The 23,220-nt window shown below is 44.7% G+C and carries 23 protein-coding genes and 2 tRNA genes; 8 read left to right on the top strand and 17 right to left on the bottom strand.

Features of this window, described 5'->3' with window-relative positions:
- Positions 1 to 103: 103 nt before the first annotated feature.
- Positions 104 to 625: a TetR/AcrR family transcriptional regulator gene (locus KP014_RS07425; protein WP_090834391.1), complete on the bottom strand. Its 522-nt coding sequence runs from the start codon at positions 623 to 625 to the stop codon at positions 104 to 106.
- On the opposite strand from KP014_RS07425, the gene KP014_RS07420 reads away from it, so the two are divergent.
- The gene (locus KP014_RS07420; RefSeq protein ID WP_139210616.1) at positions 579 to 4,226 is read left to right on the top strand and encodes a fibronectin type III domain-containing protein; all 3,648 of its coding nucleotides are present in this window, start codon (positions 579 to 581) and stop codon (positions 4,224 to 4,226) included. The genes KP014_RS07425 and KP014_RS07420 overlap by 47 nt on opposite strands.
- A 350-nt stretch (positions 4,227 to 4,576) precedes the next feature.
- Positions 4,577 to 5,446 (top strand): phosphotransferase, encoded by an 870-nt coding sequence (locus tag KP014_RS07415; protein ID WP_036592817.1) that lies wholly within the window; start codon positions 4,577 to 4,579, stop codon positions 5,444 to 5,446.
- Positions 5,447 to 5,459: 13 nt separating this feature from the next.
- Here the strand turns inward: KP014_RS07415 and KP014_RS07410 are convergent, their stop codons facing one another.
- Positions 5,460 to 6,341: an aminoglycoside 6-adenylyltransferase gene (locus tag KP014_RS07410; RefSeq protein WP_036592816.1), complete on the bottom strand. Its 882-nt coding sequence runs from the start codon at positions 6,339 to 6,341 to the stop codon at positions 5,460 to 5,462.
- A gap of 18 nt (positions 6,342 to 6,359) precedes the next feature.
- Positions 6,360 to 6,746 (bottom strand): iron chaperone, encoded by a 387-nt coding sequence (locus KP014_RS07405; RefSeq protein ID WP_036592814.1) that lies wholly within the window; start codon positions 6,744 to 6,746, stop codon positions 6,360 to 6,362.
- Positions 6,747 to 6,940: 194 nt separating this feature from the next.
- Here KP014_RS07405 and KP014_RS07400 point away from each other — a divergent pair, with 194 nt between their 5' ends.
- Positions 6,941 to 8,854, top strand: coding sequence for a pyruvate kinase (locus tag KP014_RS07400; RefSeq protein ID WP_036592812.1), 1,914 nt, complete (start codon positions 6,941 to 6,943; stop codon positions 8,852 to 8,854).
- On the opposite strand, the gene KP014_RS07395 is transcribed toward KP014_RS07400, so the two are convergent.
- The 3 genes from KP014_RS07395 to KP014_RS07385 are packed head-to-tail and all read right to left on the bottom strand — an operon-like array spanning position 8,837 to position 10,666.
- A complete protein-coding gene (locus KP014_RS07395) occupies positions 8,837 to 9,328 on the bottom strand; it encodes an arylamine N-acetyltransferase family protein (RefSeq protein WP_036592811.1) in 492 nt (163 codons plus the stop codon). The genes KP014_RS07400 and KP014_RS07395 overlap by 18 nt on opposite strands.
- A 45-nt stretch (positions 9,329 to 9,373) precedes the next feature.
- The gene (locus KP014_RS07390; protein WP_036592810.1) at positions 9,374 to 10,042 is read right to left on the bottom strand and encodes an HAD family hydrolase; all 669 of its coding nucleotides are present in this window, start codon (positions 10,040 to 10,042) and stop codon (positions 9,374 to 9,376) included.
- A 45-nt stretch (positions 10,043 to 10,087) separates the two neighbouring features.
- Positions 10,088 to 10,666 carry a TetR/AcrR family transcriptional regulator gene (locus KP014_RS07385; RefSeq protein WP_036592809.1) on the bottom strand — a complete coding sequence of 193 codons (579 nt, stop codon included), beginning with the start codon at positions 10,664 to 10,666 and terminating at the stop codon, positions 10,088 to 10,090.
- Positions 10,667 to 10,858: 192 nt separating this feature from the next.
- Between KP014_RS07385 and KP014_RS07380 the strand changes: the two genes are divergently transcribed.
- Positions 10,859 to 11,602 carry an SDR family oxidoreductase gene (locus KP014_RS07380; RefSeq protein WP_036592807.1) on the top strand — a complete coding sequence of 248 codons (744 nt, stop codon included), beginning with the start codon at positions 10,859 to 10,861 and terminating at the stop codon, positions 11,600 to 11,602.
- Positions 11,603 to 11,857: 255 nt separating this feature from the next.
- Here the strand turns inward: KP014_RS07380 and KP014_RS07375 are convergent, their stop codons facing one another.
- On the bottom strand, positions 11,858 to 12,037 hold the full coding sequence (locus KP014_RS07375) for an NAD(P)H-dependent oxidoreductase (protein ID WP_036589758.1): 180 nt from the start codon (positions 12,035 to 12,037) through the stop codon (positions 11,858 to 11,860).
- Between the two features lie 22 nt (positions 12,038 to 12,059).
- A complete protein-coding gene (locus tag KP014_RS07370) occupies positions 12,060 to 12,968 on the bottom strand; it encodes a DMT family transporter (protein ID WP_036589760.1) in 909 nt (302 codons plus the stop codon).
- A 127-nt stretch (positions 12,969 to 13,095) separates the two neighbouring features.
- Here KP014_RS07370 and KP014_RS07365 point away from each other — a divergent pair, with 127 nt between their 5' ends.
- Together KP014_RS07365 and KP014_RS07360 are read left to right on the top strand one after the other, a co-directional pair.
- Complete coding sequence (locus tag KP014_RS07365; RefSeq protein WP_036589762.1) at positions 13,096 to 13,974, top strand: LysR family transcriptional regulator; 879 nt, start codon at positions 13,096 to 13,098, stop codon at positions 13,972 to 13,974.
- A 398-nt stretch (positions 13,975 to 14,372) separates the two neighbouring features.
- Positions 14,373 to 15,023 carry a hypothetical protein gene (locus KP014_RS07360; protein WP_036589764.1) on the top strand — a complete coding sequence of 217 codons (651 nt, stop codon included), beginning with the start codon at positions 14,373 to 14,375 and terminating at the stop codon, positions 15,021 to 15,023.
- A gap of 488 nt (positions 15,024 to 15,511) precedes the next feature.
- Here the strand turns inward: KP014_RS07360 and KP014_RS07355 are convergent.
- The 4 genes from KP014_RS07355 to KP014_RS07340 all read right to left on the bottom strand — a co-directional run bounded on the left by KP014_RS07355 (position 15,512) and on the right by KP014_RS07340 (position 18,213).
- Positions 15,512 to 15,584, bottom strand: a tRNA-Lys gene (locus KP014_RS07355).
- Between the two features lie 9 nt (positions 15,585 to 15,593).
- Positions 15,594 to 15,663, bottom strand: a tRNA-Ala gene (locus tag KP014_RS07350).
- Between the two features lie 235 nt (positions 15,664 to 15,898).
- The gene (locus KP014_RS07345; protein ID WP_036589766.1) at positions 15,899 to 17,341 is read right to left on the bottom strand and encodes a DHA2 family efflux MFS transporter permease subunit; all 1,443 of its coding nucleotides are present in this window, start codon (positions 17,339 to 17,341) and stop codon (positions 15,899 to 15,901) included.
- Positions 17,341 to 18,213 carry an SDR family NAD(P)-dependent oxidoreductase gene (locus tag KP014_RS07340; RefSeq protein ID WP_036589768.1) on the bottom strand — a complete coding sequence of 291 codons (873 nt, stop codon included), beginning with the start codon at positions 18,211 to 18,213 and terminating at the stop codon, positions 17,341 to 17,343. Before KP014_RS07340 ends, KP014_RS07345 begins: the two co-directional genes overlap by 1 nt.
- Positions 18,214 to 18,380: 167 nt before the next feature.
- Between KP014_RS07340 and KP014_RS07335 the strand changes: the two genes are divergently transcribed.
- Positions 18,381 to 18,860 carry a MarR family winged helix-turn-helix transcriptional regulator gene (locus KP014_RS07335; RefSeq protein WP_051499447.1) on the top strand — a complete coding sequence of 160 codons (480 nt, stop codon included), beginning with the start codon at positions 18,381 to 18,383 and terminating at the stop codon, positions 18,858 to 18,860.
- 65 nt (positions 18,861 to 18,925) lie between these two features.
- Here the strand turns inward: KP014_RS07335 and KP014_RS07330 are convergent, their stop codons facing one another.
- Genes KP014_RS07330 through KP014_RS07320 form a run of 3 tightly spaced genes read right to left on the bottom strand, consistent with a single transcriptional unit; the run spans position 18,926 to position 21,602 of the window.
- Positions 18,926 to 20,194 (bottom strand): MFS transporter, encoded by a 1,269-nt coding sequence (locus KP014_RS07330; RefSeq protein ID WP_036589770.1) that lies wholly within the window; start codon positions 20,192 to 20,194, stop codon positions 18,926 to 18,928.
- Positions 20,195 to 20,230: 36 nt separating this feature from the next.
- Positions 20,231 to 21,001, bottom strand: coding sequence for an AraC family transcriptional regulator (locus KP014_RS07325; protein WP_036589772.1), 771 nt, complete (start codon positions 20,999 to 21,001; stop codon positions 20,231 to 20,233).
- A gap of 25 nt (positions 21,002 to 21,026) precedes the next feature.
- On the bottom strand, positions 21,027 to 21,602 hold the full coding sequence (locus KP014_RS07320; protein ID WP_036589774.1) for a LysE family translocator: 576 nt from the start codon (positions 21,600 to 21,602) through the stop codon (positions 21,027 to 21,029).
- A gap of 565 nt (positions 21,603 to 22,167) precedes the next feature.
- Here KP014_RS07320 and KP014_RS29340 point away from each other — a divergent pair.
- On the top strand, positions 22,168 to 22,248 hold the full coding sequence (locus tag KP014_RS29340) for a putative holin-like toxin (RefSeq protein ID WP_367888867.1): 81 nt from the start codon (positions 22,168 to 22,170) through the stop codon (positions 22,246 to 22,248).
- A gap of 345 nt (positions 22,249 to 22,593) precedes the next feature.
- Here the strand turns inward: KP014_RS29340 and KP014_RS07315 are convergent, their stop codons facing one another.
- Complete coding sequence (locus KP014_RS07315; RefSeq protein ID WP_246590660.1) at positions 22,594 to 22,809, bottom strand: hypothetical protein; 216 nt, start codon at positions 22,807 to 22,809, stop codon at positions 22,594 to 22,596.
- 249 nt (positions 22,810 to 23,058) lie between these two features.
- The gene (locus tag KP014_RS28665; protein ID WP_246590737.1) at positions 23,059 to 23,148 is read right to left on the bottom strand and encodes a hypothetical protein; all 90 of its coding nucleotides are present in this window, start codon (positions 23,146 to 23,148) and stop codon (positions 23,059 to 23,061) included.
- Between the last annotated feature and the right edge of the window lie 72 nt (positions 23,149 to 23,220).

Raw genomic sequence — 23,220 nt, 5'->3', positions numbered from 1 at the left:
CACCTCATCCTAATATTGTGATTGATCAATCACTAACTTAAAGTCAATGTATCATGTAGTGATTGATTAGTCAATCACCACTTTTAAAAAGCTCTTGAACTCCTCATATTTCCATCAACTCGGGCATAGCCAGCGCTGCCGAAATGTTGCATAGCATTCCACGGGCCAGGAATAGCATCGTTCGTTCCTCGGCATTGGGAATGCCGGCTGCGTGGAAGGCGTCCAGAACCATTCGTCGGACTTCCCCGAATCCACCTCGCATCGCTTCCCGGATCGCTTCTTCCTGGATCGTCTGAGCCTGCATCTGAAGCAGCACTTCATTCCGATAGGAGTCCAAAATAACCTCATAGGCCCGGATTAGCTCCATCTCCAGTTGTTCCGGCGAGGCGGACTCCACGACCTTGCGGAAGGAATCGATTACTCGCGTCCAGGATACCTCCAGCGCTGTCAACAGCAAAGCTTCTTTAGTCGAGAAAAAACGAAAGATATATGGCTGCGATATTTTGGCTCGTTCCGCGACTTGTGCCGTCGTTGCCCGAAAGTACCCTGTCTCCGCGAATACCTCGATCGCCGCTGAAATGATGTCTGATTTGCGATTAACCGATCTCGTCTCGGATTTTGTCATCGAATTGCCCCCCTTAATCAAGTTAGTGATTCATCAATTAGTCATCCCATTATATACGAATATTAACGTCCAAGCAATTTCGCAGCATTCTCGATTGCAAGTGATTCAGGCCGTTAGTGAATTAATTATCATTCATGATGATTCGCGCACAAACCCTAGTTTACATAATGAATACTATATAGGGAACAAAAAATTATTAATAGAATTACTTCATAAAAAATTTATGAGGATGAGAAAAATGCAGACAAAAAAATCTTTAGACCTGGCGGCTCTCGTGCCCGATCCGGAAACTGGATATCTGATCCCGGACTATTTCGGTACCGCCAACTGGGCCTACAGTCCGCCGCTGAGAAAATTTGTTGATGCAATGCCGGGGCTGGGACCTAGCAGCACAAACGCTTTAGGTCAGTACATCCCGATTGCCGCCCCTGATACAACAACTTATCCAGGTTCTGACTACTACGAAATCGCTGTCGTTGAGTTTAAAGAACAGATGCACTCGGATCTGCCGCCCACCACGCTCAGAGGCTATGTGCAATTGTCTACAACAGCCGTTCCCGGTGCGCATATTGCTTTGACCCATAATGGTGTGCCGATTTTAAAAGGTGATGGGACTCAGGCTTACGGAGTGGATGCACCCCATTATATGGGACCTGCTATTATCGCCACCCGTGACGTACCGGTGCGCATCAAGTTCTATAACTTGCTTCCTACCGGAGCTGATGGCAATCTCTTCATCCCGGTAGATACAACCGTTATGGGGGCGGGGATGGGACCTCAAGGAATGGATGCCGTGCCTATGAATTACACACAAAATCGCGCCAACATCCATCTCCATGGCAACAATACGGCCTGGATTAGCGATGGGACGCCTCATCAGTGGATTACCCCGGCGGGAGAAGACACTCCCTATCCCCAGGGCGTCAGTGTAGTAAACGTCCCTGATATGGAGAATGCAGACGACCCCCGCGATGGTATACAGACCTTGTACTACACCAATGCCCAAAGTGCAAGACTGATGTTCTATCATGATCATTCATATGGCATCACTCGCCTTAATGTCTATGCCGGAGAAGCCGCAGCTTATCTATTGACAGACCAGGTCGAACAGGATCTTATCAACGGCACCAACACAACCGGGGTAAATCCAGGCTTGCAAAAGATTCTTCCCGAACTTGGGATTCCTCTGGTTATCCAAGACAAAACTTTCGTTGATGCCAACACCATCCTTAGTACGGACCCCACTTGGGCATGGGGAACAACGCCAGGTACACCCAATACCGGCGACCTGTGGTATCCTCATGTCTATAGCCCGGCCCAGAATCCCTGGGATCCTAGCGGGGCAAACCCGTTTGGTCGATGGATGTATGGTCCGTGGTTCTGGCCGCCCACAACGAATATACAGCATGGGCCAGTTCCGAACCCTTACTACGATCCCGTAAATGCGCCCGAGCAGCCGCCAATGATGCCTGCGACGCCTAACCCTTCCATGCCGGGTGAAGCGTTTATGGACACCCCACTTGTCAATGGTACGGCCTATCCCTACCTGGAAGTGGAGCCCAAGGCTTACCGGTTCCGCATCCTGAATGCTGCCGATGACCGTTTCTTTAATTTACAAATGTATGTAGCTGATCCTGCTGGCTATATCTCACCTGACACGGGATATGCTACAGAAGTTAAAATGATACCCGCTAGTGGAACACCGGGTATTCCTGCAGACTGGCCAAGTGGCGTGCCTGATCCTGCCTTAAAAGGACCGGATTGGATTCAGATCGGCACCGAAAGCGGTTTCCTTCCGGCACCTGTGGTAATACCCAGCCAGCCGATCACATGGAACCTGAATGCGACAAACTTTAACTTCGGGAATGTCGATCAGCACTCGCTCCTGCTGGGAACCGCAGAACGGGCAGATGTCATCGTTGACTTTTCCCAATATGCCGGTAAGACCCTCATTCTTTACAACGATGCTCCCGCAGCTTTCCCAGCTTCCGATCCGCGCTATGACTATTACACGGGCAACCCGGACCAGACTGCCGAGGGTGGCGCGCCGTCCACGCAGCCTGGCTACGGCCCCAATATCCGCACGATCATGCAGATCAGAGTGGCAGCTTCTGCTCCCACACCTGCGTATGACATTACTGCGCTAGAAGCAGCTTTTTCTAAAACAGATACCAAAAGAGGTGTCTTTGAATCGACCCAAGATCCAATCATTATCCCACAGGCCGCTTACAACTCCGCCTATAACGTTAATAATTTACCTGCCAACGCTTCCAGCGCCTATGTGCAACTTTTTGAGTTCTCCAAAACCTTTAGTCCGATAGACGCGAGCGGAGTTCTTCAGCCACCTGTTACCTTGCAGATCGAACCGAAGGCTTTACAAGATGAAATGGGTGAAGTCTACGACATGGGGTATGGACGAATGAGTGGTATGCTTGGACTAGAATTCCCTGTCACGAGTTCTAACTTCAGTCAATTTGTAGTCTACGGCTATGCCAGTCCACCCGTTGAAATTATCAAAGGCACAGCAAATCTTAATGCGACTCCGATTGGCTCTCTTGATGATGGAACTCAGATCTGGAAGATCACTCACAACGGCGTGGATACCCATACCATTCACACCCACCTGTTTTCTGCACAGCTCATTAACCGGGTTGCCTGGGATGGAGCTATGCTGCCGCCTGATCCTAATGAACTGGGCTGGAAGGAAACCTTCAGAGTAAACCCGCTTGAGCACACAATCATTGCGCTGAGACCCAGTATTCCTTCCCCTGCACAGGTACCATTCGAGGTGCCAAACAGTGTTCGTCTGATCGACCCGACAATGCCCGAGGGCGCTGTACTGACACCGCCGCCGCCTGTAGGATGGTTCGACCCGTTGGGAAATCCAATTAACCAGATTACTAACCATTATGTAAACTTTGGTTGGGAATACGTGTATCACTGCCATATTTTAGCTCACGAAGAGATGGATATGATGCATGCTGTGGCGTTTGCCGTTCCGCCGAAAGCGCCTTCCAGTCTCGCTGCCAATCTTACCGGTTCCTTCTTCAACAAGCGTGTAGTTTTAACCTGGACGGACAATTCCAGTAACGAGACTGGCTTCACTGTCCAGCGGGCAGCCAGCAGTTCTGGCCCTTGGACTACTGTTGCAACACTGCCAGCCGATTCAACTTCATACACCGATCCAATCGGCATCACTATTAACACTTACTACTACCGGGTGTTTGCCTCCAACACTGTGGGCGATACTGCTACTCCCGGCTTCCCGGTGGTGACTGTCGACTCCGACTTTTCCAATGTAGTGAAGGTTGATCCAAATCAAGTTCAGCCGCCGGCGGCTCCAACTAATTTGACTGCAAGACGGCTAACCGGACCACGGGTTCGTCTGACCTGGAGGGACAATTCCAGTAATGAGACTGGTTTCGTGATCGAACGTTCTAATAATGGTGGAGCCTTCTTCCCAGTTGGACTGAGATTTTCGGGCAACGTCAGCTTCACGGATAGAACTGTCATGCGCGGCAATCGCTACACCTACCGGGTAGCGGCCGTAAATGAGGCAGGACTGTCAGCATATTCGAACACGGTAACTGTGAATCTGTAATCATTCTCCATCATTACACCGCAAATCGTTAACAAGTGGCTGGAAAACTGGAGGGGGCTTATGCTCCCTCCTTTTCAGTATTCCTTAACACTGTAATAAACCCGTCAAGTTTTGGTGACTTATTTTGAAGCCTTTATCCAGATAAAATTTCAGCGCGTTATCATTCCCATTTGATACAAAGAATACACTTCCTTTGATGAAATATTGCTATACACGTATCCAACAATTTCATTATCATCTTTAGCTGCCATCTTTAGATTGCTGATAAGCCATTAATTCATTGCACAAATCCTTAATGCAGCTTATATTATCTTCGGAAATAACTTGAAATCAAGAGGAGAAAGATTGGAATGTTATACAAATCAGAAGATATCACAGGCATCGTCAATGATCTTCATGAAAAAGGGATAATTGATCACACCGATAACCTCATTCATAGCACGACTGGAACTACAGAAGGTCTCGTCTATGTTCTTTCGGTAAACAACAGACCACAATACGTTCTAAAGCTGGATCTTCCACAACAAAATATCTTGGTCGAACAATTTCTTCATACATATCGGCATAGCGCTCTGCTACCTAAACTTCTCTATACTGATCCTGCAAAAGCGTTTATTGTATATACATACATTTCTGGCATAACCCATTATAAAAGAGGTTCAAAAATAAACTGGTTGACACTCTTGGTCAATGGGCTCATTAATCATTATGAAAATTATTCTCACACGGATAAGTGGGGCTTTTGGGTGGAAGATCCGTGTCCAACTTGGCGTGATTTTATCGACCAGGACGTGGAGTATGCTCGCATGAATGTGGGCAGCCATTTACCTATTGAGGATTATTATAAAGTGAAATCATTGGTTGGAAACATATCGAAGGGTGAAGAAAAGGAAAGGTTTCTGCTTCACGGAGACTGTGGTGTCCATAATTTTGTGTTTGACCAAAACGAATTAATCGGAGTTATCGATCCTGCACCGATTGTTGGGCCTGTGCTGTATGATTTCATTTATGCGTTCTGCTCCTCTCCTGACGATTTGAACCTGGAAACTTTAATTTCAGCATTCACTCTGCTAAATCATGAGCCTATAGAGAGATCAAGGCTTATCGAAGAAGTAATCATTCAGCTGTACTGCCGAATCGGGATCTGTATCAAACACCATCCACATGATTTAGCGGATTACTTGAAGGCATGGGACTACTGGAAAGCCCTTGTACCTTAATGATTTATAACATTCAAAATATTCCTTTGGCATCAACCGTCAATTCGCTAACACGCTTTAGATAATTAGTCATGTTAACGTCATCCTTGATCTTATATGTATACTGAAAATACTCGGCGACATCTTTGGCTAGAATTTGAAATAATTCGCAGGCTGTGAATACCGAATTCCACATATTAGCATCAGTGCTGTCCGAATAGGTTTCTTTGTACATATCCCAGTAGGATTCGGGGAGATACTTCTTCATATATTTTCCCATTTTTCCTATAGACACTTGAAAATCATATTTTGTGCCCACCCACCATGAAATCATCTCATCCAAACGGCGTCTAATGATGCATTCAAACATTTGTTTCGCATACGGCAATTCATCACGCCAAATTCCTTTGGCAACGTTTTGCAGACACCACCAAAAATCATTGCAGCAGCTCATGAATAGTGGCTCTGTGGGATTTTGTACATGATAGTCAATATCTGTAGGGGGAGGGATGATTGGCAGGCAGTTGTCCTTGTCTAATAAGGGAAGTGTTAGTTTATCGCTAACATACCTGTCAAGCATTGATTCTTTGGTTTCAATATGAAGATCGATACGATTTCCATCTGTAAACAGCATTAGATATCCGTAAGACCGGGAAAAATCCATCTCTATACCTAAAGATCGGTCATTTTTATCCGGCTCTTGCATCATAAGCATATCACCAAAAATATTGGTCCATTGTTCATCATTAATAAAAGAGGCTGTTTCTGTCACTACATAGACAATATCATAATCCTGAAAAATGTCCTTGGGGGCATTAGGGTTGGTACGCGAGCCGTTCATATACACCGCACGAATTCGTTCATCCTTTTGAGCTATTCCTAGTATCAAATCGAACATTTCTTTCTCGCTTCTCATTTTCATCCCCCCAAGTAATTAGCTTTTCTTTTTCAATTTCGCTTCCGCTTTCTCTATGTTGCTTGCAACTCTGTATTTAACGATTCTGCTGATGAGGTCATAGGGGAGCGGCTTATCGAGGGGAAATTGCAATGTCCCTTTCGACTTGTGATATTCCTTTACTTCCTCTTTGAACGCATCGATTCCGCTCGGTGCCGGGTAGAAACCGATGTGCTTTTTAAAAGCCGCAAAATGCACAAGATTTCCGTGGAGCTCGAATGTCGGCATTTGGTAGCTGATCTTTTCCTTCGCGTCCGGCGCCGACTCTTGGATTACTTTCCTTAACGTCTGAAGAATGTCCTGAACCTCGGGCGTAAACGCTGCAATATACTCGTCGATCGACCCGTAAGTGATTTTTTCTTTCATGGGAACCATTCTCCTTTCGCGGGTTTGGCTTTCAATCCCATTATATCTGTTATTTTTATGTGGAGAGGCTTTTATTTTGTGAAAATATCTAATAAACTGGAGGAGGAGATTATTTCATATAGCAGGTAGCGAACAACGATATTGAAAGCGCATACAAAAAATAGTGTTGAACCTTTTTTAAGAGGTGAGCGAGTATGATAGATAAATATAATTACAACAGCTTTTTACATCAATCGGCGGAAATTGAGGATATGATCAGTCAACTAAGTGCGATTCGGGAAGACATGTTGAGCATGGCCAGTGAGTCGGATGGAATTTTATTTGATCGTCATCCAGATTACTTGTCTAGCGCCCAGAATCTGCTGCATTACCTCGTATTGCGAAGTCAAGACATACGCTCGTTGCAAGGTAAGTTGGCTCAGATGGGGCTATCCTCATTGGGAAGATCAGAGCTAACTGTGTTGGCCACTATCGACGCAGTCTTGCGAGTTCTCCACCAGTTGGTACATCGTCCTTGGAGTTCTTTTTCAATAGATTCCTCGATTCTGGATATTAAAACCGGCCAGCAGCTTCTGCAAGAACATACGGAAGCCTTGCTTGGGGCGCCGCCTGCTGACAGAAATGTGCGGATCATGGTAACCATGCCCAGCGAAGCAGCTGACGACTATTGGCTTGTGTATAACCTTTTAATGAGCGGCATGAACTGTATGCGTATCAACTGTGCACATGACAATAAGGAGATTTGGTCAAAGATCATTAAGAACCTTCGCAAAGCCGAGAAGGCAACTAATCTTTCATGCCAAATTATGATGGATTTAGCTGGTCCGAAGCTTCGAACCGGGTCCATTGAGCCAAAACCGGCGGTAATCAAAATACGTCCTCTGAAAAATGATTTTGGCGAAATCATTCGATCTGCCCGGGTGTGGCTATCTGCAAAGGAAACTCCGTTGCCCCCCATCACAGAAGCCGACTTTTTCTTGCCAGTAGAAAGAGATTGGCTGGAGAAACTTGTAAAAGGAGACCGTATCAAATTACAAGATGCGCGTAACGCGAAACGGACTCTGAAGGTGATTGACGTTACGGAAAAAGGATGTTTGGCCGAGGCTAATAAAACTGCCTATATCATACCGGGCACTGAATTAGTCATTCAATCCGAAACCGGTACGGGTACAGAGCTTAAAACGACAATTGGCAGTCTCCCTGCCAAGAAAAACACGATCCACCTGACAATTGGAGATCTCCTTATTTTAGAGCCGGGACTAGAGTACGGGCGGCCTGCAGCTCTGGATAGCGACGGAAATGTTATCAGTCCCGCAGCAATCGGATTTCCCGCTCGGGAAGTTTTCGAGGATGTCAAAGCTGGAGAGGATATCTGGTTTGATGACGGCAAAATCGGCGGAATCGTAGACCGAGCGGAAGCTGACAGATTGCATGTTCGAATAACACATACACGGGAAGGCGGTCATAAGCTAGGCGGGGAAAAAGGCATCAACCTGCCTAACAGTAATCTTCATTTGTCCGCTATGACTGCCAAGGACGTGGAGGATTTGGAGTTTGTTGCCGGTCATGCAGACATTGTGGCTCTATCATTCGCTAATAGTGTTGAGGATGTTCAACTGCTTCGTAAACACCTGTATGAGCTTAATAACCAGGAGCTCGGGATCGTACTGAAAATCGAAACGCAGCGGGGCTTTGAGAACTTGCCTTCTATGCTGTTGGAGATTATGAAGGTCCCCTGCTGCGGAGTGATGATTGCCCGGGGCGACCTTGCCGTGGAATGCGGCTTCGAGAGAATGGCCGAGGTACAGGAGGAAATCCTGTGGATCTGTGAGGCCGCGCATGTTCCTGTCATCTGGGCTACTCAGGTACTGGAGAGCATGGCCAAGGATGGAATTCCATCCCGGGCAGAAATAACCGATGCAGCCATGGGCGAAGGCTCCGAATGCGTTATGCTGAATAAAGGAAAACATATCGTTGATACAGTCAAGGCGCTGGATAATATCCTGAGAAGGATGCAAGAACATCAAAACAAAAAACGCTCCATGATGCGTGAATTGCGCCTTGCCTCCACGTTTAGGGAAAAGTATGCTTTATCGGATCAAGATTGAGAGGAGGTTGCTCAGAAACTCTTGTTCGGTTTCAATACTCTTTTCTGTTCTTATCCCATCTACTGTTAGAATCAATTTGTCATCCTTTAGCGATATCCTGCCGTTCTCCCTTTCAAGGGAGCACAGTCTGTTTTTTCTAAATCTCGAATCTGGGGAGGTTTCAAAATATAAGCATCTTTCCTTGAAGTCGTCCAGACTTCTTTCTTGCAAGGTGAACGAGTATTCCACAGGCAGGTGAAAAAGCAATCCGTTCAGCTCGTAGCAAATTCCGCCTCTTTTTTGCTCCACAATTTTCATCCACATCTTTTTGACATCGAATTCAATTCTTTTGTCGGCTATGATATCAAGGTTTTCAAAGGGGATGTTAAGCAAATGCTGCTTATGAATCCTCCGAAGAGTGCTTATATCAGGAAGTAAATTATCGTGCAGCTTCAATCTTTCCAGGTATGGATGTACAAATACATCTTTTTTCAAATTTATCCCCCGCCATCTAAATCAAGTTATGCATGCAACTGAGAGTCAAGCTTGAAGCTTTTTTACAACTAGTTCCAGTTCAAACAAATCGTCAATAATGAAATCAGCTTGCACTGGAGAAGCCCAATAATCATCTTTTTTCCAAACACCGATCATCCCAACATTTCGAGATGCTTGAACATCGTAAACCGGGTGGTCTCCAACGTAAATGCTCTCTTGCGGATTCACTCCGAGCTTTTCTAATGCCCTCATGAATATTTGTGGGTCCGGTTTCTTTATTCCTTCCTGCTCCGATACGAGAATCGCAGAAAAGTATTGTTCAATACCGAGGGCTTTGATGTTACTCAGCTGCATAGCTGTGAAGCCGTTGGTGATCATCCCCAGTAATATATTTTGGTTATGAAGATGCTCCAATATCTCAACCACGTTAGGAAACGGAACACAGTTCTGATTAAATTGTGTAGAATAATCGTCAAGCAGCTCTTCCCATGTAATACCCCGGATTTCGAACTCATCAATCAATTGTCGATAAACTTCATCCTTCAAAACATAACCACGAGAATCGAGCTCAACAAACCTAGTCTTAAAAACTTCCTGCGGAATATGGCCTAAAAAATTCTGAAATCGGTTATGCTGCGCATCAATCAATCGTTTCAAGGAAGCATCTCTATCTAATAGCGTTCCATCCAAATCGAAAAGTACAGCTTTTATCATTATCGGCCTCACACTCCTGCTATCCAATTGGTTTGTCATTTTTTATCAAGAAATATTATTCCTCTCAAACAATTTCCATACTTGCTCCGCCATAAATTGAGGGGAGTGCGGCATCTGCTTCATAATCCAATGCTCCACCGTTCCAACGAAGGCTGAAGCCGTAAAATCGACAATCAATTCCTGATCCATGCCCTGATTGATGCCCTGCATATCAAGCTTCTCCTGTATGGTGGTTATAAGAATATGCAGCATGCGTTCCCGAAATATGGAAGTTTGCCTGCTGGCGAACATGAAAGAAAAGAACAGAAAATTTTCCTCGAAATAAACAAATAAGAACTTCAGCGCCTCAATTGACTCGTTCAGCCCCAATTTGTTGTGACTAAACTTGGTGAACGTACATGAAAGGATCATTTGGTTCAAATGGTCTTCGATACATTTATTGAGCAGGTCATATTTATCCGTGTAGTGGAGATAAACAGTTCCCCGGTTTACATTGGCTCGTTCCGAAATATCATTGATTGTGATTCGATCGAATTCTTTCTCGTAAAACAGTTCGAGAAACGCCTTATTAATGGCTTCTTTCGTTCTCAGGATTCGTCTATCTGTTTTGGTTCCGGTATCCATTTTAATTTCCCCCTTAAATAATCAACACTTTTAGCAAAGTGTTTCATATCCGACAAAAGCGCGCGTATTAGCGATTGAATTCACCGCTCTTCTCTTTATAATAATAGTCAACGGACGTTAAATATTCAACAAACGTTTAATGATTGCAGTTGCATCAAAAGCTGTCTAAATTTCTTTAAGGGGCGATGACGAATGGAAAACTTGAAATCCAAGGTGATTATTATTACAGGAGCATCCAGCGGAATTGGAGAAGCGGCCGCTAAGTTATTGGCCCAAAACGGAGCAAAACTCGTATTGGCCGCAAGAAGAGAGGACCGTCTTCGGGACATCGTGAACGACATTAAACAGGAAGGCGGCGAGGCGGTCTATATGCAAACCAATGTGACTTCAGCCGAAGACATGCAAAAGCTGGTTCAATTCGCATTGCAGCAGTATGGCCGGATCGATGTTCTTGTAAATAATGCCGGAATTATGCCAAATTCCCCGTTGAATGAACTAAAAATCCAGGAATGGGATCAAATGATCGATGTGAACATCAAAGGCGTTCTGTACGGCATCGCCGCAGTATTGCCGACTATGAGAGAACAGCAATCCGGGCATATTATAAACGTTTCCTCGCTTATGGGACATAAGGTCATTCCGAGTACAGTGGTATATAGCGCTACAAAATTTGCAGTCCGGGCGATCTCGGAAGGGCTGCGCCAAGAAGAATCCCCGGCATCCCATATTCGATCCACAAACATCTCCCCGGGAATGACCGCGACGGATACGGCGATTGGCAGCCTGCCTTCCGAATACCAGGATATGGTGAATCAGAACAGCGGTATGGCTATTTCCCCGTACAGTGTCGCCAGAGCGATTGCATTCGCCATTAATGAACCCGAAGATAGCGGAGTTAACGAGATTACGATCCGGCCGACCTTACAAGCAATTTAAACCTTTATTCTGAAAAGAACCTCCAAAAGACACAGACCGTCCACTCTCATGCCTGGCATGGAGAGGACGGTCTTTTTTCTTACAATACCTAGGCCAAATTCTAAATCTTTAACCGGATACAGCTACCTGTACTCCATTTTCAATCGATGATGTTCGTCATAATGAGAAGAAGGATGATAGGGGATAGAAGGTATTTCTGAAAGATTTTGAAGACGCTTTTTGTAATCTTCCAAGTATCGGATTCGGGCATCTTCATCACGTGCGGGAGTCCAGGAGAAAATCATCGCGATCCGCAACAGCCTTGAAATTCATAGCATACAAGTCGGACACCTTAACCTGATGACCTTCATCTATCAGAGTAGCAACGGCAAGATCCTTCATTGCTCCGTTGAATGACCCCGGTTCCGGATGGGCGTAGACAATGAGTACATTCATTATGTCCATCTCCTTTAGCCTGCTAATGGGTTAGTTCAGACTCGACATTGGATTTACGGAATCCTTGTTTCTTTAATACTTTTTTCAAATCGATCTGGGTAGTTAGCACACTCAACAAAACGAGTCCAGCTCCTACATATCCTTTTATTGTCAGTCTTTCATCTGCAAAAGCAAACGCAAATAATACCGCAAAAACGGGCTCCAATGAAAACAGCAGACCTGTATGGGTTGGAGTCGTATATTTTTGGGCTGCCGTTTGCACAACGAAGCCAATTGCACTGCAAAATATACTTAATTCCAGAACCGAAACCCAAGCCTCCGTTGTACTTGGAAGCTGCGGTTGTTCCAGGAAAGCGGAGAATAGCAGTCCCCATGCTCCAGCGAACCCAAGCTGCAGAACTCCAAGGGTAATGGAATCCACATCCTTTGTTAGTTTACCTGTAACGATGATGTAGATTGCATAAATCAACGCGCCCAAGATGCACAAAAAGTCCCCGGAATTGATGATGAATTGATTTTTCAAAGTTAAGAAGCCTATGCCTGTCAAGGCTAATAATACTCCGAGTATAACTCTATTTTCGGGCATCTTTCTAAAAAAGGCAGCAAGCAGCAGCGGGACAAATACGACCGTTAAACTAACCAAAAATCCAGCATTGGAAGCGGATGTAAATTTTACTCCAAACGTAATAGAGGCAAAGACTGAAAATAAAATGGTGCCCAACCAAAATGCATATTTAATGGTTTTAAAATCGACATGAATAAGACGCCTATGAAATACAGTCCCGGATAAAATAAAAGCCATTCCGAAACGTAAGGCAATCAGGTTAAATTCCTGTACAGCAACAAGCCCCATTTTCATGAATAAATAGGACGAGCCCCAAAAAATGGTGACGATCAATAACATAAAATTAGCTTTTAGCCCAGTGTTCATAATTACTCCATTACTCCCTTTCAGCACGCGATTGCTTACTTCGAAGTATACGTGTAAGTTTTATATAAAGAAAATGAATGTTTTTAATGTCTCAGTTGAAAAAAGATTATGCAATGGAGTGGTGAAAATGTCACTTGCCAAGTTTGAGGTATTTCATACGGTTGTAGAATTAGGTAGCCTCTCCCAGGCTGCGGCAGAACTTGGTTTAACCCAATCTGCTGTGAGTCATGCAATTGCCAGCCTTGAATCGGAATGGGGATTTTCTATACTGAGCAGGGGACGTGCCGGAGTCCATTTGACGAGTAACGGGGAACTTGTCCTGCAATACATCCGTGAGATTTTAAAATGGAACGAACAGTTGAAGCAACAAATTGCATGTATCAATGGGTTGGAAGCCGGAACGGTGCGTATCGGCACCTTTTCAAGCGTGTCCATACAATGGCTGCCTCGAATCATGAGTTACTTTGCCGAACGCCACCCTTCCATAGAAATTAAACTCCTTGAAGGGAGTTATGATGATATTGAACATTGGATATCAAGTGGTGCCGTTGATTTTGGTTTTCTATCTTTGCCCTCATTGAAGTCATTTGAAGTTATTCCATTGAAAAAAGATAGAATGCTGCTGATTGTTCCTGAAAAACACCCTTTTGCTCTACTTAATGAGGTCCGTTTTGAACAAATCAAAGAAGAGATGTTTATCATGCCAAAGAAAAGCTGCGATAACGATGTAAGACGAGTATTAAAAGAAAACAATGTGACCCCTACCATTAAATTCGAGTTGGAAGATGACCAAGCGATTATCTCAATGGTTCAAAATGGAATGGGCATAAGTATCCTTCCTGAAATGGTTTTATACCGAGTCCCAAATAATATTCGCATTCTTGGCCTGGAAGGTGATCATTATCGCTCCATTGGCATTGCTGCTCCATCCTTTAAAAGCATGTCCCCAGCAGCGAAAAAGTTTGTTAAATATATTCAATCGTGGTTGAATGAGTCACAGATTTGAGGTCTATCAGGCTCCACATTTGTGGAGTACTTATTATTGGAAAAATGGAAGGTGGCGGCTTTAGCCCCCAGCAGCAACGTCCGCCATAAACAGTAAATACATATCATTTAAGAAAATCCTCCATGATACTCCACATCTATGCATTTTCAGCCCTTCTTCGATAAACTTCAATCAAGTCAAACTCCTTTCTGTCCTAAACAATTATCATTGAGCTTAGATCTGAATGATGAATTGAATTCAAATTATAGTACGCGATATAATAGGAAAATAGGTTGTGAAGCACACGCCGCTTACATGCAATATCCATCTGAATTGATTTCAGGAGGGCATTGTATTGAAGCGGCTTTTTTGTGGAAATAAATTAACACTCGATTTATGAGTTAAGGGGGAGCATAGCGATGCAGCGATTTGAGCAGCAATACGGGGAATGGTTAAAAAGCAATCTGGAGAATGAGAGCAACCACAGGCGAAAGGAGTTACTTGGCAAAGGGTTAGGCCACGGAACGGTTGAGTTCCTCCGCACGGTATGGTTCCCGGCAATCGGGAATTTGGATCATCTGTTTCCCGAATGGGAAGTACGCGATTTCAATAACGGCTACCGCTATCTGGATTTGGCTTATATGCCTGGAGGTGTGAAAGGCGGGATTGAGATTCAAGGCTATGGACCGCATGCCAGAGATCTGGATGTCAGACGGTTCAAGGATTTATGCCGCCGGCATTGCTTGCTAGCCCTGGATGGTTGGACCTTTCTCCCCATCGCTTATCCTTCGATTGTCGAAGAGCCCAAGCAATGCCAGCAGTTGGTGCTGTCTTTTATAGGTAAATTCATCGCGACGGATGTTTCTTCCACGTTAACTTGGCTGGAAGCGGAGACTCTGCGTTTCGCAAGGCGTCTGCTCAGGGCGTTCACCCCCTTGGAACTTGCGCATCATCTCAAAGTAACCGATAGACACGCCAGACGAATTCTACATCTGTTGGTCGAACAGCAGGTATTGGATGTCGCAAGCGGCGGACAGCAGCGCAATCGTACGTACCAATTGAGAGTGTAACTAGGTAACCGGTGGGTGGGCGACTGACTCATTAGGGAATTGGGTTGGACTAAATTCTTGTAGCCATCGTAATGGTGGAGGATCCGAGTGAATCGCTACGGACCGAGGAGCTCTTATTTCCACCAAAAGCACTTTTCCGTCAAGCTTGTGGACTCAGATGCAGCTATTTTGCTGATATTCGCCCGAAATATGCCTGGTGGATAGGCAATAAGCGCGATACGATCCGTTAGCCCGGTTAAATGTGCCAAATAGAGAAAATAAGGGCTGTGCGGTCCGTGGTAGTCTTAAGTAGGAGATTGGGTGATGGGGACAGTAGGAGATTGAGACAGTAGGAGATTGAGACAGTAGGACGATGAGACAATAGGGAACCGAAAGCTAAACAGCGATAGCATAACTTTGGTCTAGACCTTTAGTTACCTTGCCCCCTGCCTGATCTTGCAGATCCCGCATACAGCAAAAAAACGGCATCTCTGCCGTTTTTTCTGTGATGGACTCACAGGGACTCGAACCCTGGACCAATTGATTAAGAGTCAACTGCTCTACCAACTGAGCTAAGAGTCCATATGATGTTGGTGGACCCTAGGGGGATCGAACACCTGATCTCATCGCTGCCAGCGATGCGCTCTCCCAGCTGAGCTAAGTCGCCTCAAACTTCAACAACATAATATTCAGCGATACTGTCACATCTCAATCATTGCATACCATCAATATTAGATACTCCACATGTGTCGGGTAAGCAGAGTCAACATATAAATAATGGAAGTTTAATTGAGGGTATGCGGAAACAACTCTCCGCGATCCCATACATGATCTGTTGGTAAATTCGCTTTATTTCCGCATATTTTTGCAATTTAGACCTTCTTACTGGTTCCAAGCTATATCAAATCGTCGTGCAGCGCGACTTCAGCCTGCTTCGTTTTCTTGATGAAGAAGGACATCGCCAGCCCGATCACTCCAAAGATAATGACGGCTAAATAAGCATCGTTCATCCCCGCTATAGAGGCCTTCTGCAGCAATTGCGACTGATCGCTAATCACTCCTTCGGCAGCTATCCTAACCGCATGAAACTGTGCACGGTTGGTCAGGATCGTAACCAGAAGTGCTGTGCCGATGGCACCCGACACTTGCTTGACCGTATTGGAAATGGCTGTGCCGTGAGCATTGAGCGCAGCCGGCAGTTGGTTGAGCCCCGCGGTTGTAATCGGCATCATGAACATCGCCATTCCGATTCGTCTGCCGGTGGACATAAGCAGAAGATAAGTATAACTTGTGGAATCCGTTAACGAAATAAAGCCGATGGTTGTAATAATCGTAATGGTGATGCCGATGACCGATAGCCATTTTGCTCCAAACCTGTCGAACAGTCTGCCCGCAACGGGCATAAGTAGGCCCATAAGCAAGGCGCCCGGCAGCATCAAAATTCCGGCATCGAATGCCGTGTAGTGCCTCATATTCTGCAAATAGATCGGAAGCAGCATCATATCCGCATACATGACCACCGTCACAACAACATTAATAAGGGTGGTCAGCGTAAACATGTTGTATTTGAATGCTTTCAATTCCAGCAAGGGTGTTCTGCTCTTAAGCTGGGTTATTGAAAACAGAACCAGCGAGACCACGCCAACGAGCAAGGTTACAATAACTTCGACGGTTGTCCAGCCGATTGCGCCTGCTCTGCTGAATCCGTATAATAAACTGCCGAATCCCACAGTAGACAATATCATGCCGGCAATATCCAGCTTGGGATAGGTTCGCTCGGTTACATTTTTCAAGAAAAAAAGGGCCAGAAGGATAACCAGCGCCGCAAACGGAATAATGACATAGAACAGCGAGCGCCAGACGTAGTGGTCCAGCATATACCCGGCATAGGCTGGACCGATTGCAGGGGCAAAGATAATGGCTACTCCAATAAGCCCCATTGCACCTCCACGCTTCTCCGAAGGATAGATGGCAAGCACAACATTCATCAGGAGCGGCATAATAATGCCTGCTCCCGCGGCCTGCATAAGACGCCCGATGAGCAGCAGTTCAAAGCCAGGAGCTACTCCTGATACAACAGATCCGGCAAGAAACGCAAGCATAGCTGAAAGGAATAATTCCCGGGTCGTAAAACGCTGCATAAGATAGGCTGTGATAGGAATAAATACTCCATTTACCAGCATGTATCCTGTTGTCAGCCATTGAGCCGTTGTGGCTGCGATGTTAAAATCTGTTATTAATTCTGGAATAGCCACACTCATAATCGTCTGATTCAGAACGGCTATGAAAGCGCCCAATATCATGATGAACAACAGAGGTCCTTTATTAATCTTGTTCATTAATTCAGCACTCCTTTTTGTTCCAAAAGATCTGCGGTTGCCCTCCATAGCTTGTTCTGCATTTCGATATCCCCACCTGGGTTAACAGGTTGAATGGAATCCCCGGTACCAACATTAAAATATCCTCCTGTCACCTTCTGGTATTTCGGGTCCACAACCAGCCGGGTGATGATTTCAGCTCCTTTACGCGGATCGCCAATATGGAGTAATTTTAGGATACGTTCAAGTATGGGCGCGAACCAAAGCTCACGTCCAAGTCCTGTAACATTGAACCCGGGGTTCAATGCATTTACACTGATTCCGGTTCCGGTTAACCGGCGGCCCAGTTCAGCTGTGAACATAATATTGAAGAGCTTGGTTTTTCCGTAGATGGCAGATGAGCCTCTGGCTGTAAATGGAGTGGTATCGGTTAAATCATCGGGCAGCTTTAAAGTCCCGTGGTTGCGTGCAGCTTCTGAAGCCACATTTACAATTCTGGCCGTTCCCGCGTTTCTTAAGGATGGTTCCAGCACTTGCGACAATAACCACGGGGCCAAGTAATTCACCGCAATCATTTCAGGAAATCCCTCAGAGGTGATCCGCTGTTCAAAGGCATGGAGCCCCGCATTGTTCACAAGTACATCGATTTTGGGAAAAGCAGTTGAAATTTCCTTGCCGATTCGTTTCACATCCTTCATCAGGGACAAGTCCCCGTAGAAGAAATCTACTTTTGTTGAAGGTGAGCTGTCTTTGATCAATTGTCTGGTTGCCTCAGCCCGCTCCTTGCTTCTGGCCGTCATGACAAGGTGAGCGCCGCGTTTCGCCAAATCCATGGCGACAATTCGCCCCAGCCCGCTTGTTGCTCCAGTGATGACAACGATGGGTTTAGTCATAATAAGTCTCCTCTGTGTGGTATACTTTTTTGTGCAATAATTCCTAAGCTTTAGAAAAAAGGCTATGCTCAACATTTGATTGACATATATCAACTATATTGATTTAATGGATATATGTCAACTACTTACATGGACTTATTCTTTCGATAGAGGATGTGGGCCGAACAGTGGAATATGATCAAGATCATGACCGAGGCAAAAATGTGATAAGAGAGCAATTAGAACTCCAGCTTGGCGAACAGCTTAATGCGCTTATCAGCGCCTCCCATGCGTTAAATGTTAGGGCTGCAGCACGATTCGATCCCTCCATACAGCCTGCGGCCTTCCATATTATTCGTTGGCTCTATTCCTACGGACCAACAAGCGCTGCCGCTCTCGCGGAATCCACAGCCATGGACCGCAGTTCGGTTAGCCGCCTTGTTAAACAGCTTGAGCTTTTGGGTTATGTGAATAGAGAAAATTCGCCCGATGATGGACGAGGGGTCCTTCTGTCTCTCACTGAGTTTGGACAACAAATGACCATTCATGCCCTTAAGGAGAAAGAGAACGCATTTTATGAGCGAATTTCCAATTGGAACAATGATCAGCTTGAAGCGTTCATTACGATGCTTAGAAAATTTAATGGATTTGATCAACCTCACGCATAAAAAGAACCTTCATCTCCACTTAATGGGTGGATTTGAAGGTTCTTTTGCGAATAGAATATCCTGCCCTATCCTTGGATTTCTTCATTATCACCAACAATTCTGGCAAAAGATAAAGAGATCAAGGAGATCACTCCCATTCCCACAAGATATAGGGCAACAGGTACCCAGGAATGAAAGGCGGCAAGTAAAGCTGTTGCGATAAAAGGAGCCGTTCCCCCAGCGATGGCAGCGCCTAATTGGTAACCAATCGAAATCCCTGTGTAGCGAACCCGAGTCGTAAAGATTTCAGAGAATAGCGTCCCGATCGTGGCCGTTAGCGGGGATGAGGCTAATAGCCCTAGAATTGTTGCTGCATAAAGTGCTGTTGTCGTCTTCAATGACATCAAGTAAAAATAAGGGAATGCGTACAACATCACACAAACGGCACCAATAATGTAGAAACGTTTCCGACCTATTTTATCCGACAAAAAACCCATCACAGGGATGGCAAGAGTGATGACAAGCGTGGCTACAGAAACCGCATTCAGAACGGTTGTTTGATTATAGCCTAAATATTTTGTGGCATAGGAAATACTAAAGGTAGCAAAAAGGTAGAATGGCGTTGCTTCAATAAATTTAACTCCTAATGTGATTAGGACTTCACGCCAATGCAGCCGAAGCGTCTCACCAAGCGGAAATTTGGATAGATCTCCTGTTTTCTTGGTTTTTTCAAATTCAGGTGTTTCGTCTATTCCACTTCGAATCCATAAGCCTACGGCAACAAGTAAAGCACTTAAAATAAAAGGAATCCTCCATCCCCATGCAATAAACTGTGTTTGCGGGAGCGTACTCAGCAGAGAAAGTGAGACGGTTCCCATCAGCATCCCGATATAAACCCCTGCCATTGGCACACTGCCAAAGAAACCCTTTTTCCCAGGGCTTGAGTACTCTACCGCCAGAAGCATGGACCCTCCCCATTCTCCGCCAAGACCGATCCCTTGAAGTAAACGAAGGAGAACTAATAGAATAGGAGCGAGAGTGCCTATGGATTGATAGGTTGGCAGCAGACCCATAACGACCGTTGATATCCCCATAATGGACAGGGTTATGATGAGTGTTTTTTTCCTTCCAATCCGATCTCCAATATGGCTGAATACAATTCCTCCAAGCGGTCTGAAAAAGAAAGGAATTCCAAAGGAAGCATACGAGACCAACAAAGCAACAAGAGGACTTAAATTCGGAAAAAATATCTTACTAAATACTAACGGTGCGACAGTCCCATACAGGAAAAAGTCATACCACTCAATCGTACTGCCAATAAGACTGGCCAGAAGGACTTTCGTAGTCTGTTTCATTGGACCTCACTTAAATTCCTGATTAATTTATCAATTTTAATGTGACATATATTCAAATGCTGTTGTTCCATATACACCTTTAAAGTGTTTATTTAAGTGGGTTAAATCGACAAAACCACAATCAGCTACTGCTGAATAAATATCTCCGTTTTGTTCTATTAACTGCTTTGCACGTTCGATCTTGCAGTTAAGAAAGTATTGGTATGGTGAAATTCCAGTATGAGCCTTGAATAACCGGATAAACTGAAATTTCGATAAATCAAGCTCTTTACATATCTCATCAAGTTTAAGTACAGTTTCCAAGTTGGAATGAAGCATATCCTTTGCTTTTCTAATTAGAGCGTTATCCTTCTTATATTCTGTAGATAGATTCGTTTGAATAAGGCTATCTGTGAGGGATAAGAGTAACTCACTGCACAAAGCCTCATCTTTTTCGCTTAATATGGCATTAGAAAGACTTAATATTCTTTGTTCAAGTCCACAATTATACACAATGGGGGTTGAAAAACGTACGATATCCTTTTTCTCAATAACCTCCAAAAGCAATTGCGGCTCAATATATAGCATTACATAATCAAGGCCTGCCTCATCATGCGCCATTCCGTCATGTGCCTGTTCCGGATTAAAAAGCATAACACCATTTTGATAGGATAATTGTAAACTACCATCCAAGTTATACTCTTGAATACCACGCAATGTTACACCTATTGCATACTCCTTGTGAGAGTGCTTTTTATACGTAAAATCAGTAATACTTGCTGACAACGCAGTAATACCTGCCGATTTTTTATAGATAAATTTGTCCACTTCATTCACCTCTTAAGTAGCTTACCTAAATCCATATCATTACTGCAGCATAAGCTAAAAATAAAGCCATCATTACATTAACAGTCTTTGTATGCTTTTGTAAAAACGCCTTGAAGATTGTACCGAAAAGAATCCATGTAATAAAGGCTAAAAATCCAATAAGAGTTATAGCTATAACACTTATTGTCACCGCAGGCATTGCGGTATAGTAGGGCAGAATAAAGCTGGGGATTACAGTCATTGTAAATAGTACGACCTTTGGATTTAAAAACTGCATAAGGAAGCCTGACATAAAGGTACCCGTTTGGTTTACAGTTGGTTTTGATGTATCCATTTTGTAGATTTGATAAGCGAGATGGAACATATAAAAGCTTCCGATGATCTGCATAATAATTAAAATTTTAGGTATTACCGTTATAAGCATAGTATTTAACATAGCAGAAATAACAAGCAATAAACCAAAAGCAATAGTTGCTCCATACGTATATTCCATTGCCTTTTTTGTCCCAAAATTATGCACTGTGGATAATATGACGATATTAGTAGGCCCTGGCGTTATAGTAATGATAATACAGTATAATAAAAAAGATGTAATATTCATGAGAAAACTCCTTTCGAGATACTCTCACGTAACTATACATCTTAAATTTAAATGGCCTATAGTATATTATTGCAGGATCTGACCAAGGACGAGTGTCAACTTAAAATGAGCTTATCCGCGAAGTAGAAAATTAGAGATTCAATTCCTTATAGGCAAAGAGAAAGACATGGATAGCATCCATGCCTTTGAAAAACAAATCTTTAATTTAATCTACCTTAAACATTAATCCAGGAGCACAGCTGGGGGCATAGTTTAATCCTGCCCCCGCCATTTTAGTAACACTGAGCACTCCACATGACTCGTCCGCGGGTAACTGCCCCATTATTGGGCCTTCTGTTATAGCGCCAATAAACCGCGTAGAATAATGCCTTTTGGAGTGTTCGTGTTGAGGATTGCGCGCTAATCGTTATGGCGATTTTTTGCACCAAATTCGCACCAACGGTCGTGCATTATACTTATACGACTATATTCCTTAAATATCCTTCTCATGATATAATCGCAGGAGCAATAGAAAGGCTTATATGGGCGGTCTCGGCTAACCTCTCGGTAAGGGAGGTGATGCTCCGTGGAAGTATACCAAGCTTTGACGCTGATGATTTCATTCGCGACACTGGTTGCGTTGATACTCACCAATAAACGGAAATAGACCGCCCCAGGCTAAGGAAGCGGTCTATTCTGCTACTCCGATTGTCTACAGCCGAACCGCCCTTAAAAGCGGCTATTGCTCGGAGAGTCGTGTTCCCGCACGGCTCTCTTTGCATTGTACGCTGTTTCTGAATTGAGTATACCACAGAGAGTAGCAATTGTTAACTCTCCAGTTAACGCGGTCAACCCGGTTTACTACTCGGTTAACTGGTGCAAGAGTTTGCATTTTTAGATTGAGTTGGTTTTATTCTGACTATAGCGCAACTGCGCCCTTCTAAGACGCCAAAGTCACGTCCGGCAAGAGCCGCTGCGCTACGCTATCTTTGTAAATGGCGCTGCCATTCAGCTAATGAAGTTTAACCATCGTTCTCTCTCCTATCCAAATTGCGAGGTACGAACGGATACTTCTCATGAAAGAAGGATACCGGAACCTTCCACGCTCCACCCAATAACCCTTTGCGGCCAGTTCGGCGTTCATGGACCGAACCAGAGACTGGGCGATGCGCTGGCAGCCGATCCCCAGCATGTCCTGAACCTCTTTGGCTGTATAATAACGTTTCATTGCTTATCTCCTTTTGGGTTGAGTTGTTTGAAGAGCGCTCCTTTTTGCTGTATACATTTTTGAGCTCATTTCTGCACCCTTTCGGCTTCGATATGGTGCGATTATTCCCACAGGTGTGTGCAGTTCTCGACTCGTCGTTAATATGCTGGCCATCCCAGCATTCCCCCGTTCATTCTGCAGATCGAAAGATCAACGCTTTTTCCGCTGTTCTGAAGCCGCAGCTTCTTTCCGAGCTATCCAGCGCTCAAGTCATTTTTGTCGAAAATACAGGTTTCCCCGTTGCTTGAAAAAGGGTACCTCCTTGTCTCGGACCATCCGCCGGAGCGTCGCTTTGGAGATTTTGAGAAAACGGCATGCCTCGACCGTATCAAGGATGTTGCTGTAGAGCGCTCTCTCGATCTCCAGCCGAAT

Source organism: Paenibacillus sophorae (genome assembly GCF_018966525.1).
Taxonomy (GTDB): Bacteria; Bacillota; Bacilli; order Paenibacillales; family Paenibacillaceae; genus Paenibacillus_AQ; species Paenibacillus_AQ sophorae.
This window is presented reverse-complemented; position numbering and strand designations above follow the sequence as displayed.